At 64.6% G+C, this 17,370-nt stretch carries 16 protein-coding genes and 1 pseudogene; 2 read left to right on the forward strand and 15 right to left on the reverse strand.

Going from position 1 to position 17,370, the window contains the following annotated elements:
- Positions 1-5 precede the first annotated feature (5 nt).
- The 11 genes from AB1384_03510 to AB1384_03560 all read right to left on the reverse strand — a co-directional run bounded on the left by AB1384_03510 (position 6) and on the right by AB1384_03560 (position 11,617).
- On the reverse strand, positions 6-1,532 hold the full coding sequence (locus AB1384_03510; GenBank protein MEW6553340.1) for an NAD(P)H-hydrate dehydratase: 1,527 nt from the start codon (positions 1,530-1,532) through the stop codon (positions 6-8).
- Positions 1,529-1,918, reverse strand: a complete 390-nt coding sequence (gene acpS, locus AB1384_03515; GenBank protein ID MEW6553341.1) for a holo-ACP synthase — start codon at positions 1,916-1,918, stop codon at positions 1,529-1,531. The genes AB1384_03510 and acpS overlap by 4 nt, the downstream gene beginning before the upstream one ends.
- An 84-nt stretch (positions 1,919-2,002) precedes the next feature.
- Positions 2,003-3,829, reverse strand: a complete 1,827-nt coding sequence (glmS, locus tag AB1384_03520; GenBank protein MEW6553342.1) for a glutamine--fructose-6-phosphate transaminase (isomerizing) — start codon at positions 3,827-3,829, stop codon at positions 2,003-2,005.
- Between the two features lies 1 nt (position 3,830).
- Positions 3,831-5,186, reverse strand: a complete 1,356-nt coding sequence (glmM, locus tag AB1384_03525) for a phosphoglucosamine mutase (GenBank protein MEW6553343.1) — start codon at positions 5,184-5,186, stop codon at positions 3,831-3,833.
- Between the two features lie 135 nt (positions 5,187-5,321).
- Positions 5,322-5,714, reverse strand: coding sequence for a 30S ribosomal protein S9 (rpsI, locus tag AB1384_03530; GenBank protein MEW6553344.1), 393 nt, complete (start codon positions 5,712-5,714; stop codon positions 5,322-5,324).
- A 17-nt stretch (positions 5,715-5,731) separates the two neighbouring features.
- Entirely contained in the window at positions 5,732-6,175 is a 444-nt protein-coding gene (gene rplM, locus AB1384_03535) for a 50S ribosomal protein L13 (GenBank protein ID MEW6553345.1), read from the reverse strand.
- A 94-nt stretch (positions 6,176-6,269) separates the two neighbouring features.
- Positions 6,270-6,992 (reverse strand): ABC transporter ATP-binding protein, encoded by a 723-nt coding sequence (locus AB1384_03540; GenBank protein MEW6553346.1) that lies wholly within the window; start codon positions 6,990-6,992, stop codon positions 6,270-6,272.
- Between the two features lie 10 nt (positions 6,993-7,002).
- On the reverse strand, positions 7,003-8,511 hold the full coding sequence (locus AB1384_03545; GenBank protein MEW6553347.1) for an ABC transporter permease: 1,509 nt from the start codon (positions 8,509-8,511) through the stop codon (positions 7,003-7,005).
- Positions 8,512-8,523: 12 nt separating this feature from the next.
- Entirely contained in the window at positions 8,524-9,273 is a 750-nt protein-coding gene (locus AB1384_03550; GenBank protein ID MEW6553348.1) for a hypothetical protein, read from the reverse strand.
- 410 nt (positions 9,274-9,683) lie between these two features.
- Entirely contained in the window at positions 9,684-10,493 is an 810-nt protein-coding gene (locus AB1384_03555; GenBank protein ID MEW6553349.1) for a purine-nucleoside phosphorylase, read from the reverse strand.
- Between the two features lie 47 nt (positions 10,494-10,540).
- Entirely contained in the window at positions 10,541-11,617 is a 1,077-nt protein-coding gene (locus AB1384_03560) for a bifunctional phosphoglucose/phosphomannose isomerase (GenBank protein ID MEW6553350.1), read from the reverse strand.
- Positions 11,618-11,780: 163 nt separating this feature from the next.
- On the opposite strand from AB1384_03560, the gene manB reads away from it, so the two are divergent.
- Positions 11,781-13,121, forward strand: a complete 1,341-nt coding sequence (manB, locus tag AB1384_03565; protein MEW6553351.1) for a phosphomannomutase/phosphoglucomutase — start codon at positions 11,781-11,783, stop codon at positions 13,119-13,121.
- A complete protein-coding gene (locus AB1384_03570) occupies positions 13,121-13,849 on the forward strand; it encodes a hypothetical protein (GenBank protein MEW6553352.1) in 729 nt (242 codons plus the stop codon). Before manB ends, AB1384_03570 begins: the two co-directional genes overlap by 1 nt.
- Before the next feature lie 3 nt (positions 13,850-13,852).
- Here AB1384_03570 and AB1384_03575 read toward each other — a convergent pair whose 3' ends face one another.
- The 4 genes and pseudogenes from AB1384_03575 to AB1384_03590 form a co-directional block, all read right to left on the reverse strand.
- The gene (locus tag AB1384_03575; protein MEW6553353.1) at positions 13,853-14,749 is read right to left on the reverse strand and encodes a universal stress protein; all 897 of its coding nucleotides are present in this window, start codon (positions 14,747-14,749) and stop codon (positions 13,853-13,855) included.
- Between the two features lie 110 nt (positions 14,750-14,859).
- Complete coding sequence (gene truA / locus AB1384_03580) at positions 14,860-15,600, reverse strand: tRNA pseudouridine(38-40) synthase TruA (GenBank protein MEW6553354.1); 741 nt, start codon at positions 15,598-15,600, stop codon at positions 14,860-14,862.
- Positions 15,601-16,023: 423 nt separating this feature from the next.
- Positions 16,024-16,365 (reverse strand): annotated as a pseudogene (rplQ, locus tag AB1384_03585) (50S ribosomal protein L17).
- Between the two features lie 35 nt (positions 16,366-16,400).
- Entirely contained in the window at positions 16,401-17,351 is a 951-nt protein-coding gene (locus AB1384_03590; protein ID MEW6553355.1) for a DNA-directed RNA polymerase subunit alpha, read from the reverse strand.
- Between the last annotated feature and the right edge of the window lie 19 nt (positions 17,352-17,370).

The following is a 17,370-nucleotide window of genomic DNA, read 5'->3' on the forward strand; positions in this document are numbered from 1 at the left end:
GGGATCTACGACGACAAAGCCAGGGGCAGGTGGGAGATGATGTCACCGGCCACCATGCCGACGGGGCCCACAAGGTGGCTGGCCAGCTCCGCCGCTTTTCCGTGTATGAACACGCCGCACACGGCCGCATCCAGGGGATCGAGCCCCTGGGCACAGAAAGCCGCGATGCAACCGGTCAGGACATCCCCGCTCCCCGCCGTCGCCAGTCCCGGCAGCGCCAGGGTGTTTATATATATCCTTCCTTCGGCCTCTGCGACCAGGCTGTTTGCGCCCTTGAGCACGACGGTGCAGTCGAACCTGCGCGCCGCCTCCGCCGCGGAGTCCACGCGCGATGCCTGGATTTCGCCGGCCTCGCGTCCAAGCAGGCGGCCCAACTCGCCGGGGTGAGGGGTGATCACCGTCGCACCCTCCCTGCCGGAGAGGCCATCCCTGCCCGCGGAACAGTTGATGCCATCTGCGTCCAGGACCACCGGCACGCGTGCCCGGCGCAGCAGTCCGTCCACCACCTCACATGTGGCTGGCGCCGTCCCAAGGCCGGGTCCCAGGGCCAGCACGTCGTAGGACTGCAGCTTATCCAGCACCGCCTCTACGGCTCCGTGGCCCAGGTATCCCCCGCCCCCATCGGGCAGTGGCAAAGTCATCACCTCGGTCAGCTTGACCTCCATGATAGGATTGAGCGACGAGGGGATCCCCAGCGTCACCACCCCCGCACCGCACCGCAAGGCCGCCCGTGAACAGAGGGCGGCGGCTCCCGTGAGCCCGACCGAACCGGCCACCACCAGTACGCGCCCGCTGTTTCCCTTATGAGCATCGGGGCTGCGGCGGGGCAGCCTGGCCGCCACTTCATCCTCCTCTATCGTATATATCTCGCTCTCCACCACCTCGGCCAGGAGGTGGCCTGGTATCCCGATGTCCACCACCACTATCTCCCCGGCCTGACGCGCCCCCGGGAAGAGGTAGAGCCCCACCTTCGGCCAGGCGAAGGTGACCGTGCGCGCGGCGAGAACGGCGGGACCGCCCACTGCCCCGGTCTCGGCGTCTACCCCTGAAGGGATGTCAACCGCCAGCACCGGGGCCGCGCTGGCGTTCACCGCCGCGATGGCCGTGGCGTGATCGCCCTCCGCAACTCCGCGAAACCCCGTCCCGAAGATGGCGTCTATGACCAGGTCCGAACCGATAAGCTCCTCGGCCAGCCGGGACGGGTCGCACCTCTCCACCACACCGACCTCCTCCCGGTAGCGGCGGTAGTTGGCGGCAGCATCCGCGGACAGCTCGTCCTCGTCGCCCAGCAGGTATATCCCGACCTCAGCCCCCCAGGATGCCAGGTAGCGCGCGGCGACGAAGCCGTCTCCCCCGTTGTTGCCTTTTGCCGCAACCACGTTTATCTTCTTGCCGGCACAGAGGCCCACGAGGTCCCGCGCCTGCTCCGCAACGTGCCTCCCTGCCCTCTCCATGAGGTCAAGGGACGGTGTTCCGCCCTCGATGGCCCTGCGGTCCAGGGCCGCCATCTCGCGCGGCAGCACCACCCTCATGGCCGCTGCCCCCCTCCCAACGCCTGGGCCACCGCCACCGCCATTCCCCCGCTGTGGGACACGCTCACCACGATCCGCTCCACGCCGCGGCGCGCCGCCACCTCGCGGGCGTGCCCTGACAGCTCCATGTAGGGGGCCCCGTTCTCTCCCGCGAGCACCTCCAGTTCCGGCCAGGAGAACCCCCTGATGCCGGTCCCCAGGGCCTTGGCCGCGGCCTCCTTTGCAGCGAAGCAGGCCGCGTATCGGCGACCGGGCCGCCTGCAGCCATCACACCTCTCCTGCTCACGCGGCGAGAAAACGCGCGACACGAAACCCTCGTGGCGCGCCATGGCTCTCTCTATCCTTGCGACCTCGACCAGGTCCACTCCTATGCCCAGGATATCCATAAGCCCTTTCTCGAGATTGCGCCCGGTTACCGGGTGCCTGAGCGTTTATATCTTCATTCTCCGCCCCGCCGCGCTTCCCTCCCCCTACTCCACCGTCACCGTCTTGGCGAGGTTGCGCGGTTGGTCCACGTTGCAGCCCCTCAGCTTGGCGATGTTGTACGCAAGGAGCTGCAGGGCAGGGGCCAGCACCACCGGATTGAAATGAGGTTTTACCTCCGGCACGAAGATGGTCTCCTCGCAGCATCCCGCGACTTCCTCATCCCCCGTGGTGGCCAGGGCGATTACCGGGGCCTGGCGGGCGCGCACCTCCTCGATGTTGCTGCGCACTTTGTCATAGACGGGGTCCCGGGGGATGAGCACCACCACCGGGAAGCCGGGGTGGAGCAGGGCGATTGGCCCGTGCTTCATCTCGCCAGCGGGATAACCCTCGGCGTGTATGTAGGAGATCTCCTTGAGCTTTAGTGCGGCCTCCATGGCCATGGGGTAATTGATGTTGCGCCCCAGGAAGAGGAAGTCCTCGCAGCGGCAGTACCTGTCGGCGCACCGCTCCACCGCCTCCGTGTTCTCGAGGACCTTCTCCACCTTGCCGGAGAGGGACTCCAGCTCCCCGAAGGTCTCCCTCACGAAGCCCTCCTCCAGCAGGCCGCGCTCCTGGCCCAGGTAGAGACCCAGCAGGTAGACCGCCGCGATCTGGGTGAAGAACGTCTTGGTGGCCGCGACACCTATCTCCGGACCCGCGTGGGTGTAGAGCACGGCATCGGATTCCCGCGCCATCATGCTTCCCACCACGTTGACGATGGACAGGGTATGCGCGCCGCTGCCCGTCGCCCAGCGCACGGCGCTCATGGTGTCCGCGGTCTCGCCGGACTGGCTCACCGCCACCACCAGGCAGGAGGGGTCCAGACGGGGCTCGCGGTAGCAGAACTCGGAGGCGATGTCCACCTCCACGGGTATATCCATCCAGGTCTCGATGATATAACGGCCCAGGAGGGAAGCGTGGTATGAGGTACCGCAGGAGACGAAGATGATCCTCTGTATGGAGCGGAAGTCCAGCCGCGCCTCGTCCAGCTCCTCGATGCGCAGCTCCCCCGTCCTGGACAGCCTGCCCCTCAGGGTGTCCGTCCAGGCCTGGGGCTGTTCGAATATCTCCTTGAGCATGAAGTCGGCATAACCGCCCTTCTCCACCGCCGCCACGTCGAAGGGGACCTCGTAGAGCTCCCGCTGCACCCGCTGGCCCCGTGCGTCGATTATCCGCCAGTCCTGGCGCGTGATCCTCGCCAGCTCGCCGTTCTCCAGGGCTACCGCCTCCCGGGTGCTGTCCAGCAGGGCCGGGGTGGCGGAGACCAGGAAGTTCTCATCCTTGCCTATGCCCATGACCAGCGGGCTGTCCTTGCGCGCCCCCACCAGGACTCCGGGCTCACGCGCGCACATCAGCACCAGGGCATATGCGCCCTCCATGTCCTGCAGTGCACGGCGCGCCGCCTCCAGCAGGTCCCCCTGGTAGTACTCCTCCACCAGGTGGGCCACGATCTCGGAGTCGGTCTGTGAGCGGAAGCGGTGGCCCCTGGCCTCCAGCCCCTCCCGCAGCTCGCGGAAGTTCTCGATGATGCCGTTATGGACCACGGCGATCTCCTCGTTGCAGTCCAGGTGGGGGTGGGCGTTCTCCATTGACGGCTGGCCATGGGTGGCCCAACGGGTATGCGCTATGCCCATCTCGCTCCCGCCCTGGAACCAGTCCAGGTTGGGCTCCAGGCTGTCCAGGTTGCCCTTGCGCTTGAGCAGGGCTATCCTCTCGCCGTCATAGACGGCGATACCGGCGGAGTCGTATCCACGGTATTCCAGGCGGCGCAGCCCTTTGAAGAGGGTCTGGGGCACATCACGCTCTCCGACGTATCCGATTATGCCGCACATCTCAGCCTGTCTCCTTCTCGATGAGGGACGCCAGCGTCTCGGCAGCCTCCCTGGCCAGCTCGGGGTCGGTGGCTTCCACCATCACCCTCACCACCGGCTCGGTGCCGGACGGGCGCAGGAGCACGCGGCCCTCTTCCGCCAGCCTCTCCTCCCACTCCCTCACCGCCCGGACGACGGCCGGTGACTCGAGCGCTGCCTCCCTGTCCCTGACCCCGACGTTGATGAGCAGTTGAGGGACCCGTTGCATGATGCCGCTGAGGGAGGAGAGCGGCTCGCCGGAGCGGATGAGCGCCTCCAGTAACTGGAGGGCGGTGAGCAGGCCGTCTCCGGTGGTCGCGTGGTCTCCGAAGATGATATGGCCTGACTGTTCCCCGCCCAGGTTAAGGCCTTCCTGCAGCATCATCTCGAGGACGTAACGGTCCCCGACCTGTGTGACCATCACCTCTATGCCTTCCCGTTGCATGGCGCGGTGAAAGCCCAGGTTGGTCATGACCGTGGTGACCATGGCATCGCGCGCGAGCAGGCCTTCGTCCTTCATGTGCAGGGCACAGATGGCCATGATGAGATCCCCGTCCGCCAGCCGACCCTTCTCGTCCACCGCCAACAGGCGGTCGGCATCGCCGTCGAAGGCCAGGCCCAGGTACGCTCCGCTTTCCACCACCGTCCGCTGCAGGGCTTCGGTGTGGGTGGAACCGCAATCGCGGTTTATGTTCAACCCGTCCGGTGCGGCGTTCATGACCACCGTCTCCGCTCCCAGGCGCTCCAGCAATACGGGGGCGAGGCGGTATACCGCCCCGTGGGCGCAGTCGACCACCACCTTGCGTCCGGCGAGGTCCGGGCTGGCTACGGAGAGCAGCCTTTCCAGATACAGGTCCTCGGCATCCAGCGCCTGGCTCACGCAGCCCACGGCATCTCCGTCGGGACGTTCCGCCGTCTCCGCCGCGGCGATAAGGGCCTCCATCTCCTGCTCGACCTCGTCGGGCAACTTGTATCCGGTGCGGTGGAAGAACTTGATGCCGTTGTCCCGCGCCGGGTTATGCGAGGCGGAGATGACCACCCCCGCGTCAGCCCCCCTGTGCGCGGTCAGGAAAGCCACCGCCGGCGTGGGGATGACCCCCAGGCTCTCGACCCTCCCCCCGCTTGAGCAGATCCCGGCCACCAGCGCCGCCTCCAGCATGCTGCCGGAGATGCGGGTATCCCTTCCCACCAGCAGGAAGGGCCGGGTATTGCCGGTTGCCAGCACCTTTACCGCCGCATAGCCTACCCTCAGGGCGAGTTCGGGGGTCAGTTCGAGGTTGGCCGCTCCCCTAATGCCATCGGTCCCGAAGAGCCGGGTCCTCTCCTGTGGTCTATGCATGACTCGCTCCCCTTCCATCCATACCAGGACTATAGCACCGTTTTTTTCGGACCTTCAATAAGAGGTGAGCCCGGACGTTCACACGACGTGGTCGGTGCATGGGCGGCGGCATGAAACGCCCGTAAGGGCATGGGATCAGCGCTTCGAGAACTGTGGGCGCTTGCGGGCTTTCTTCAACCCGTATTTCTTGCGCTCCTTCATGCGCGGGTCGCGCCTGAGGAGGCCGGCCTTCTTGAGGTCCGTACGCAGGGTCTCGTCGCAGTCCACCAGGGCACGGGCTATGCCGTGGCTGAGGGCTCCCGCCTGCCCCGATATCCCGCCGCCCTTGATGGTGGCGAACACGCGGTAGCGGCCGGAGCTGCCGGAGACCTCCAGGGGCTGCATGACCTGATAACGCAGGGTGGGGCGTGGGAAATAGGCCTCGATGCTCTTGCCGTTGATCTCGAACTCGCCTTCTCCGGGGAAAAGCCATACCCGCGCCACGGCTTCCTTGCGCCTGCCCGTTCCGTAACCCAGTTGCTGTGGCAAAACCTCCACCCTCTCTTTCAGTCCGCGCTGGAAGCCAGGGACATCTTCTCCGGCTTCTGGGCCTGGTGGGGATGATCGGGACCGGCGTAGACGTGCAGTTTCTTGATCATCGCGCGGCCCAGGCGGTTCTTGGGCAGCATGCCCCTTACCGCCTTCTCCACCACCAGCTCGGGCTTTTCCCGCATGAGCACCTCGTAAGGCGTCTCCTTGAGGCCTCCAGGATAACCCGAATGACGATAGTATATCTTCTTCTGGAGCTTGTTCCCCGTTAGCAGCACTTTTTCCGCATTGACCACGATGACGTTGTCGCCAACGTCCAGGTGGGTGGTGTATATGGGTTTGTTCTTCCCCTTGAGGATCTTGGCCAGTTCCGCCGCCAGCCTTCCCAGGGCTATGCCATCCGCATCGACCAGCCACCATGACCTGGTTATATCCGCCTGTTTCACGCTGTAGGTCTTCATCTTTCCGGGAGCCTTTTTCCGTCTGTTTCTTCGCACGACAAACAATAATGATAGAGGTCAGAAGGGGTGCTGTCAAGGAAATACGGCCCGGATGCTACCTTGCGCTGAGCACGCCGTCGCTCATGTGGAAGGCCTTGTCCGCCACCTCCAGGATGGACTCGTCATGGGTCACGATGAGCACGCATTTCCCGTCCTCACGGGCCAGCCTGACCAGGATGTCCACAACCGTCCTGCCGCTGGCCGAGTCAAGGTTGCCGGTGGGCTCGTCGGCCAGGATGATGTCGGGGTCGTTGGCCAGGGCGCGGGCGATGGCCACGCGCTGTTTCTCCCCGCCGCTCATCCGGTTGGCACGGGTGCGCTGCAGCCGCCTGTCGATACCCATCCTCTCCAGGAGGTCCACCGCCCGGCGGCGCTGCTCCTCGGCGGACACCGCAGACAGGTCCATGGGGAGGGTGACGTTCTCCAGGGCGGTGAGGGCCGTCACCAGGTTGAAGAACTGAAAGACGAAACCCACGCGCTCCCGGCGGTAGGCGATGAGGTCGGCGCCAGGGGCGCAGATATCCACGCCGAAGACCCTGACCTCGCCTCCGTCGGGGCTTTCCAGGGAGCCGATGAGGTAGAGCAGGGTGGTCTTGCCCGAGCCGGACGGCCCCACGATGACCACCACCTCCCCCCGGCAGGCCGCGAGGTCCGCCCCGTCCACGGCCGTAACGCTCCCGGCCTTGGCCCGGAAGGTCTTGGAGAGCCCCTTGACCTCCAGGACGCAGCCATTGCCTTCCCATCTCTCCGCCCGCCAGCCGTTCTTGCCGCTCTGCATAAGCTCCCCTTCATTCCATGCTCAGGACCCGGGCCGGCCTGAGGCGGGTGATCCACACCACTGGTATGGCCATGCCCAGCAGGCTGATGCCCAGCAGGATGAGGATCCCGTAGAGCAGCATCTCACCCTGGTACACCACGTCGAGCTCCGCCTTCTCCTCCTGCCCTACAGGCGTGGAGAAGAGACCGCCTTCCTTGTAGAGGTTGCGTTCGGTGAGGCGCGACATCATCGCCGCCGGCCCGGAGGCTTCCTCCTCCTGCACCATTGCCGTCTCGTTACCGGAGAGCAGCCAGTCGCCTATCTTCTGGCTGACGAGGGCGGTGGCCCCCGTGGCCAGGACGGTGGCGACCAGGCATATGCATACTACCTCCACGGCGAACTGGGCGATGACCTGGCGGTCCGTGGCGCCGATGGCCTTGAGCACCCCCAGCTCCCGCGTGCGGCCGCCGACGATTATGGCCATGGCCAGCAGGATGATGAGGGCGCAGGCCCCCAGCGCTCCCGCCAGGCCGATGGCCGAGGTCTTGCCCACCTTCTGCAGGGGGCCGGATATGATCTCGTAATCGGCATAGTCGGTGACGAACTCGTACTGCCCGCTGCCGCCGCTCAGGTCCGCGAAGGCCTGTTGCAGCTCGTCGGTGTGGTCGACGTTGTCGAAATAGAACGAACCGAGCTCGACGTATCCCGGTGTCTTGTTGAGCGCCTGCACCACCGAGAGGGGGGCGAAGAACTTGTTGCCCGCCGGGTTGAAGGTGGCAAAGGAACCGCCCTGGCTCTGGCGTTCCGCCTCGATGGTCTCGTAGATGCCGACCACCTCCAGCTCCATCTCAGCGTCGGAGCCCCTCTCGCCGCTCACGGTGGCGGTTACGGTGTCGCCTACCTCCAGCCCGTTCTCCTCGGCCAGGTTCTTCTCGACCAGCACCACCCGGTTTCCAGCCTGCTCGTCCGCGTAGGTATAGTAGGTCCCGGCGATGAGTCTCTTGCTCCCGTTCAGGAACTCCGAGGCGGAGGCACCGTTGGTGTTGCCCTCGAAGACGAAGGTGTTCCCGGTGATACCGGAGGCGGCTGCGCTCTCCTCGATCTCCTTGCTGATGCCGAGCATGGTTGCGAGCTCGACGTTCTCGAGGCCGGGCATGGTAACTCCCGCGGTGAGCACCTTGTCGTAGGTGATGAGGTAAGGGTCGCGCGAGAAGGCGTCGACCAGTTCCTCCGGCACCAGCGTTTTGGCCCTCTCCGCCAGTTCCTCCTCCTCCGACATCCCCCGGGCCTCCTTCGCCCTCTCCGCCTCGCTCTTCTCACGCTCCGTCTCGAAGGTGGACATCATGAAACCGGAGCTGGAGCGCACCTCCGCGTAGTTTCCCACCCTCTGTTTCACCGCCTCGGTCTGGCTGTCGGCGGCCAGCTCCACAGCCAGCATGGAGAGGGAAAAGGCGAGGCAGACGAAGAGCAGCAGCACCACCACCAGGTTGGCGGCTGGATGGCGCCTGAAGCTGCGAAAACCTCTCTTCACCGCGCGCATACCCGAATCCCCCTAATCGGGGTATCCGGCCAGGTTGGCCTCGACCTGCTCTCCCGCATCATCTCCCCGCTCCTTGTAGATGACCAGGTTGGTGCCCTCTTTGGATATACCCTGGTTGCGTGCAGTGTTCTTGGGATTGAGGTCGTAGAAGAGGAAGACCCCGTCCACGGTCTCCCCCATCTTCAGGGTGTACGCGGCGGGCTGAAGGGTGGCGTAGTCGAGCAGCACCGCCGAGATCATGTTCTCCGACACGTATGCGCCGAAGGCGCCGCTGGTGCGGTAGTAATCCGCGTAGTCGTCAGCCGCTATGCCCTCGCTCCAGATACGGAAAGAGAACTCGGAGAGGTCTACGAGGTCGTCCCCGATGTTTTCCACCAGCAGCTCTATCTCGAGGTAGTCCCCCTCCACCTCCCTCTGTCCCGAGGTGATCGCGTCCGCGTTGGAGCCCTGGCGTGAGGCCTCCACCACCGTGAAACGCGCACCAGCCAGCTCCAGCGTTGCCGCGGGAGGTCCGCCTGTGTCATCCTCCATCTCTTCCTCCTCCGTGGCCGCGGTCTCCTCGCCGCCCTCCAGGACCAGGCCCGCATCGCCGGTGGTCTCGGCGAGCATCTCCTCGCTGGTGCCGGGGGGATATTTGGCGGCCTCCGCTCCGGCTGGTGGCGCATCGCCTCCGCCGCAGGATACGGCCAGTACCGCGATGAGACCCAGGCAGAGCACGGCCGCCAGCGTCCCGCAATATCTGCACGTTTTCCTTCTCTTCATCCTCGCATCAACTCCCGTTTTCTACGCCAGGTATCGTTCATCTGACGGACCGCCCGCCCTGGCGGTTACAACGATTAGCATTGCTAACATTGAACCCCCCACGTGTTAAACGTCTGTTAAGGAATCGTTAGGTTTGGCTTAAAGCTGAAGTCCCGGGCGATACGGCCGGCAGCTGATCGAAAAGTGCCCGGAAGCTCACGGCTTCCGGGCCGTCATGGCACCGAGTTCATGCCGTCGCTCTGAATCCCCGCCCCGGAGGTACCTCCATGACCTTGCCGACCGCGAGGAGCTTCGCGACGAACTCTTCCTCCAGCACGCGCAGGCTGCTCGCCTCCTCTGGGTCGAGCCGCTCAGGGGCTCGGCCCCTGAGCTCCGCGGATAGCTTGCCCGGGCGGGCCAGGGTGATGCGGTCAGAATCCCAGCCAGGCAGCGATGACCTCGCGCAGCCGCGGCGCTGCCTCTTCCGCCGTTTTCAGCACCTCGTCGTGGGAGGTGGGATAGGGCCTGCGCAGGTCCCGGACGTTGGTGATCACGCTCACCGCGGTCACGGAAAGACCCAGGTAGCGTGCCATGAGGGCCTCGGGCACCAGGCTCATGGAGACCGCGTCACCTCCAACCAGGCGCATGTAGCGCAGCTCGGCACCGGTCTCGAAGCTCGGGCCGCAGACGGCTACCAGCGTGCCGCCCTCCATGGGCCATCCGGATGCCTTGCTCGCGTCCATGAGCCTGTCTCCAGCGGTTTCGTCGTAGAGGGAAGATACATCGAGGAAGGCGGGGACGCCGTCCTCGTCCGCCACGCCGCGCAGGGGGTTCACCCCCATGAGATTGATGTGATCACGCACCAGCATCAGGTACCCGCAGCCGTAGACGGGGTTGAGGGCCCCGGCGGCATTGGCCATGAACACCCTCTCCACGCCCAGGGAGGCCATGACCCTCACCGGCAAGGTCACCTCGTTCATCTCACGGCCCTCGTAGTAGTGGACGCGCCCTGCCTGTATCATCAGGGCCACGTCCTCAAAGGTGCCGAACCGCAGGACGCCCGCGTGCCCAGGCACGCCGCATCGCGGCCAGCCGGGGACGTCGCTCCACTCCACCTCCAAGGGTCCATCGAGAGGCGGGGCCGCATCCCCGAGACCGCTGCCGAGCACGACCCCCACACGGGGCGCCGGCAGGCCGGCTTCGCGCAGGCATGAACTCAGATACTTCCGGGCCTCTTCCACCCGCAAGTCCGACCCTCCTTCCCGCCGCCGTCCCTGGAAGTGCCCGCCTATCCCTCCTGTGCCATGCGCTCCTTGAGCAGGGAGATGCTCTCCACGGGAGTGGGGTCCACGCCGCCCAACAGGGCGAGGTATGCCGATACGAAATCCCCCAGGTGGATGGCGGAGAAGAGCTTGTCGGTGCGGGTGCGGCCGCCCACACGGATCACCGTCACCCCGCCCACCTTGTCCTCGATGATCTCCGCGGTCACCTCGACCCTTTTGGCGACGCGCGAGTCGTCGTCGTCCTCCAGCAGGAAGATGACCTCGACCCGCCTGGAGATGTCGTCCAGCTCGTGCCATCCTACGATCTCGTTGTGGTTCATCTCTGGCAGGGTGTGGTTGAAGGCAGGGACCTTGGAGTTCTCGTTGAACTGGCACTTCCAGCGGTAGGCCGCCACCGACAGCACCCCCTCGGTACCGTAAACGACCGGTATCTTTCCCTGCAGCCTCTGGGCGAGCTGTTTGGCGAAGTTCTTGCTCACCGGCGCCAGGCGGCCCCAGACCTCCCGCTTCCCCTGCAGGAAGTCGGCCGTCTCGTAGGCTACCTTCGTAAAGCCCTGCAGCAGTTTCATCTTCTCGAGGACCGCCGCGGCGGGGAGGGAGAGATAGGCCAGGGCCGCGCGGGGCTGCAGGCCGCCCGGGACCACCACGGCGGGAAAGCGGTACCCGCGGGCTTGTTCGAGCAGCGTCCCTCCGGTGGTGATGGCCATCACCCTGCACCCCAGGTAGACGGCGTCGTCCAGGGCGGACAGGGTCTCCTCGGTGTTGCCGGAATAGCTGGCGAAGATGGCCAGGGTATCGGGCCCGAGCATGCATGGCAGGCGGTAGGAGCGGTGCACGGTCACGGGCAGCCCCAGCGCGTCCTCCAGGAGCGAGCGCAGGATATCCCCACCGATGGCGGACCCGCCCATGCCCACATAGGCGATACGGTTGATGCCCTCCGCGTCGGGGATGTCCATCTGGTCCCTCCCCAGGTGCAGCGCCTCCGTGCAGTGCCTGGAGAAGGACTCGACGGCCGCGAGCATCCCGCCGGGATCTTTATCCTCCAGGACCATCACGTCGTCCAGGTTGATCGGCTCGGCCATGAGAACCCCCTTGCTGTTCATCTCACCGGCATCGCCGCGGCACCCAGCCGCGCGGAGAGGCCTTGGAAACGGGCTTTCCCGCGACGATTCTTCGCCCTTCACCTCTATCTGCCCTTCCTCGCGGCTGTGATAGAATTCTATCATGCGAGAGAAAAGGAGGAATATGCAGGACATGGACGCCGCCATCTTCAAGGCCTACGACGTCCGGGGCATCTACCCCGATCAGCTCGACGAGGATGTCGCCTACCGCATCGGGAGGGCCTTCGTCGTCTTCCTCGGCGAGAAAGGGATAGTCACCGGAAGGGACATGCGCCTTTCCTCCCCCGCGCTCTCCCGCGCCTTCATCGCCGGGGCCACCGACCAGGGGGCGGAAGTGGCGGACATCGGGCTGTGCTCGACGGACATGCTCTACTATGCCTCGGGCGCGCTCGACCGGCCGGGCGCCATGTTCACCGCTTCCCATAACCCCAAGGAGTACAACGGCCTAAAGCTGTGCCACCGTAAGGCTGGCCCCATAAGTTCCGACACCGGTATCCTGGACATCAGGGACCTGGTGCTGGGCGGCGACTTTCCCGAACCGCCCAACAGGGGGACGGTGGAGGAGATAGACATGCTGCCGCGCTATGTGGACCACGTCCTCGGGTTCATCGACGTCTCCGCCTTGCGGCCCCTGAAGGTGGTGGCCGACGCGGGCAACGGCATGGGGGGCCTCATCCTCCCGGCCCTCTTCGAACGCCTGCCGTGCACCCTGGTGCCGCACTGCTTCGAACTGGACGGCTCCTTCCCCCACCATCAGCCGGACCCCATAAATCCAGAGAACATCAAGTTGCTATCGGGGTGGGTACTGGAGGCCGGAGGCGACCTGGGAATGGCCTTCGACGGCGACGCCGACCGCGTATTTCTCGTGGACGACCTGGGGGAAGCGGTGAGCGGTTCCCTCACCACGGCCATGGTGGCCAAGCGCATCCTCGAGACCCACGCGGGCGAGAACATCATCTATAACTGCATCAACAGCTGGGTGGTGCCCGAGACCATACGCGCCTACGGCGGCACTCCCGTCCGTGAGAGAGTGGGCCACTCCTTTATCAAGCAGACCATGGCCGAGACCGGCGCCGTCTTCGGAGGAGAGCATTCAGGCCATTATTACTTCCGCGACAACTACCGTGCCGACTCCGGCCTCATCGCCGCCATGTTCATCCTCGAGATAGTCAGCCTGGAGGAAAAACCCCTCTCGGCCATCCTCGCGCCCTTTAAGAAGTACTTCGCCTCGGGGGAGATAAACAGCCGCGTCGAGGACATACCGGCCAAGCTGGAGGAGATCGCCCGCCTCTACGCCGCGGGCAGGGTGGACCGTCTGGACGGCATAACGGTGGAGTTCGACGACTGGTGGTTCAACGTGCGCCCCTCCAACACCGAGCCGCTCATCCGCCTCAACCTCGAGGCCAGGTCCGCGGAGCTCATGGAAGCGAAGCGCGACGAGGTCCTGGCGGTGATACGTTCCTGATGGCTGTGCTGCGCCATTTCATCATCCCCGTCCTGCTCGTGGCGCTGCTCGCTGCGGTTTCAGGCTGCGGCGCCGGGGAGAGCGAGGAGGAAGCCGCCTGGAGGCAGGAGGTCGACTCCTCCTTGCGGGGCCTCAAGGACGCCCGTTCCTTCCGCTACCTTACGCACCTGGAGACCTGGATCGGAGTGTCGGGGCAGAGCGTTTTCGGGGACGAGACGGGGGAGGGCCTTTACCGGGACGGCGACTTCTCGGTGTCCATCACGCGCACCTCCCCGGAGGGAGAGGAGCGCCTCGAGCTGTCCTCTGGGGATGGGGGATATTACCTGCGCGAGGCGGACGCGTGGAGCGCCATACCCCCCGGCAGCGCCCCCAGCCCTCTCCATGATCCCGCTGTGGCGGTGGAGCTAGCTTCCTCTTACGGCTCCGTCTCTCTACAGCGGGAAGAGGAGCGCTCCGGTGTCGGCTGCCGGCGTTACCTCCTGCGCCTAGAAAGCGGGAGGGCACGTGAAGCCCTCACCGGGGCCGCCTGGTCCTATTTCTCGTCCCTGAGCTTCGAGCTCAGCTGCACCTTGTGGGTATGCGATGCGTCCGCGCCGCCCGTGGCGCTCCAGATCGAGGTTGTCGGGTCGGATCCCAGGGAGAGCCTGCAGCGCTACCGCACCTTGGCCTCTACGGACTTCAGTGACTTCGATTCCCCCGACATCCAACCCGCCTCGCCGAGCGAATAGGCCTCATCCTTCGGCCTTGAGTATCATCACCGGGCGTTCGCTCTTGCGCATGACCTTCTCCGTTACACTGCCCAGGAGGTCCTTGGTTATCCCTCGCGCGCCGAAGGCACCCAGTATGATCAGGGATGCGTCGATCTCGTTGGCGTAGGCAAGGATGGCCGAGGGAGGATCGCCGTTTACGATGTCCATCCTGACGTTCTTGCAGAAATCGCCCAGCTCGTAGCTCAACTCCTCTAGTATCTGCATCTTCTCTTTTGCCTGTTCCTTCTTGTATTTGTCCAGGAGCTGGTATCCACCATCGCTCTTCCCCTCCACGACGTGCAACAGGGTCATGGGAGTGCACAAGGTCCTGGCCAGGTCGATGACAATTGGCCTGACGCTTGCTGCATAATTCGAGAAATCGGTCGCTACCAGGATATTCCCGAAGAGGGAGGAGCAGACGTTCTCGCAGGTATAGGTCTTACTGTCTTTAACCATCCGGCAGAACTGGACCATCACCGAGCGGTCGGCGAGCTTCACCACCTGTTCGCTAACGCTGCCCAGGAAAGCCCGGCTCATGAACCCCTTGCCCTTCGCGCCTAGGAATATGAGGTCGGAACCCTCTTCCCTTGCCGTATCCACGATCTCCGCTGCCGGGTTTCCATGTTTAAGGACCCGGTTGACCTTCATCCCATCGGCCTCGAGCTCGACTGCGAGCTTCTCCAGGTGTTCCTCCGCCTCCCTCATCTCCGCCTCGAAGGCGGGGTTCTTGTGATCGCCGAAATCGGCTTGCTTCTTGGACTCGAGCACGTAGAGCAGGTCCACCTCGTTGAGTCCGTATTGCGCCAGCTCGCCGGCGCAGCCCACGAGTTTCTCCGTGTAGGGTGAGAAATCCACCGCGAAAAGCAGTTTGCGCGCCATTGTCTCTCCTTTCTTCGAAAAGAGCTGCCTGAACAATATTATTGCCCCAGCGAGAGCCTCTAAACCGGCTGGCCGCAGCGTTCGCCGGACCTTATCGCCGCCGCAGGAGCCTATATAGCCCGATAATAGACCTTTTCCAGGAACAGTCCCCGGGGGGGCAGCGCCGGCCCGCTGGCGGCATTGTCCCGCGCCTCCAGGACCTCCTTGAAGTGGTCCACGGACCATTTCCCTCTCCCGACCTCGAGCAGGCTGCCGCAGAGTATGCGCATCATCATCCACACGAAGGCGTTGGCCTTGACCCTGATACTCAGCGTATCTCCGCTCTGCCGCAGTTCCGTCTCGTAGACCTCCCGAACGTTCGATCTGCTCTCCTCGCGGCGGCAGAAGGCCGCGAAGTCGTGCACACCCATGATGGCCTTCAGGGCTTCCTCCATGGCATCCTGGTCGAGCTTCTGCGGGTAGTGCGATGTATACCTGCGTTTGAAGGGCGACGGGTGCTCGCCGCGATGGATATAATACCCGTACTCCCTTGCCAATGCGCTGCGGCGGGCGTTGAAACCTTCCTCCACCTCCTCGCAGCCCAGCACCACGATATCGCCGGGGAGAAAGGAGTTGAGGGCGGCGGCCATGGCCGCCGGCGCCGGCTTGATCGCGCCGTGGAAGCTCACCACCTGCCCCCTGGCGTGCACCCCGGCGTCGGTGCGTCCAGCCGCATAGAGCGGGGAGTCGAGCACCGCGACCCGGGCCAGGGCCTCCTCCAGGACTCCCTGCACCGTGGAAAGCCCCGGCTGCCTCTGCCACCCGCTGTAGTCGGTCCCGTCGTATTCCAGTATCAGCTTGTAATTGGCCATAGACCGATTCTACCCCATATGAGCTGCCACCAGCCCGGTATCCTGGGGTCGGCACTTTATCGGTACGAAGCGGTTTTCGCGAGCAGCAAGAGTGCGTATATAGACGCTGACTGGATTCATTCCGCCCGGGTGTCGCCTGTATCGAAAAAACATCCGTCTGAGCAATGACTGGCCCGGGGAACTACCAGGTCGGTCTCCGTGAGGCTCTGCGAGCGGGACCGTTACCTGGAGGCCCCGGGCCGGAAAACGACGGTGCATTCGATCAGGCAGCGAAAGCAAGGGGGCGCCCGGGTGTCGCCTGTATCGAAAAAACATCCGTCTGAGCAATGACTGGCCCGGGGAACTACCAGGTCGGTCTCCGTGAGGCTCTGCGAGCGGGACCGTTACCTGGAGGCCCCGGGCCGGATATAAAGCTCAGACGAACTCGATGACCGCCATGGGAGCGGCGTCGCCCTTGCGCGGTCCGGTCTTGACTATGCGGGAATAGCCGCCGTCGCGGTCGCTGTAACGCGGCCCTATCTCGTCGAAGAGTTTGTGCACCACGTCACGGTCGTGGATTATCGACAGGGCCCGGCGGCGAGCGTGCAGGTCGCCGCGCTTTGCCAGCCCCACCAGCTTCTCCACCAGGGGCTGCACCTCCTTGGCCCGCGTCTGGGTCGTCTCCAGCCTCTCGTGCTCGATGAGCGACTTGGCGAGATTGGACATCATCGCCTTCTGGTGGGAGGCACTCCCTCCCAGTCTCTTGCCTTTCCTCGGTTGCGGCATTTAGCTACCCCTCGTATCCAGATCAATGCGGGCCTTCAGTCCTCCTTGGAACGGAGCTTGAGCCCGCGCTTCTCCAGTTTCTCCTTGACGTCCTCTATGGAGCGCGCCCCGAAACTGCGCAGCGCCAGCAGGTCGTCCTCGGTCTTCTCCACCAGCTGCCCCACGGTGTTGATGCCCCCGCGGTGCAGGCAGTTGAGCACCCTCACCGGGAGCTCGAGGTCCTCGATGGAGAGCTGCCAGTCCTTGCTGCCCGGTGGCTTGGCGTCCGTCCCGAACAGGGTCTCGGCCATATCCTCCTCCCCCTCGGCGAGGGAGGTGAAGATGTTCACGTGCCCGGCCAGGATCTGTGCCGCCTTGAGCAGGGCCTCCTTGGCGTCTATGCTGCCGTTGGTGTTGATGTCGAGCACCAGCTTGTCGTAGTCGGTGCGCTGCCCGACGCGGGTGTCCTCCACCTGGTACGACACCCGCACCACGGGTGAGAACATGGCGTCCATGGGGATGCTGCCGGCGACGTCACGGTAGCTGCTGATGTGCTCGGCGGACACGTAACCCCTGCCCTTCTGTGCGGTCAGCTCCATCTTCAGGCGGGCCTTCTTGTTCAGGGTGCATATCTTCAGATCCGTATTTACTATCTCCACGCCCGCCGGCACCTCGATGTCCTTGGCCTTGACGTCCTTGGGGCCGGTGACGTCCAGAGTGAGGGCGAACTGGCCTTCACCCTCGATCCTCAGGATGACCCCCTTGAGGTTGAGGATGATGTCCATGGTGTCTTCCTTGACGCCCTCGATGGTGGAGAACTCGTGCATGACTCCCTCGATGCGTATCGAGGTGATCGCTCCCCCGGGTATAGAGGAGAGCAGGATGCGGCGCATGGAGTTGCCCAGGGTATGGCCGAGGCCCCTCTCCAGGGGTTCGATGATGAACCTGCCGTAGGAATCCTCCAGCTTGTCCACCACGATGTGGGGTTTCTGCATCTCAAGAACCAATGCCTAATCCCTCCTTGTA

It is taken from the genome of Actinomycetota bacterium (assembly GCA_040757835.1).
GTDB lineage: Bacteria > Actinomycetota > Geothermincolia > Geothermincolales > RBG-13-55-18 > SURF-21.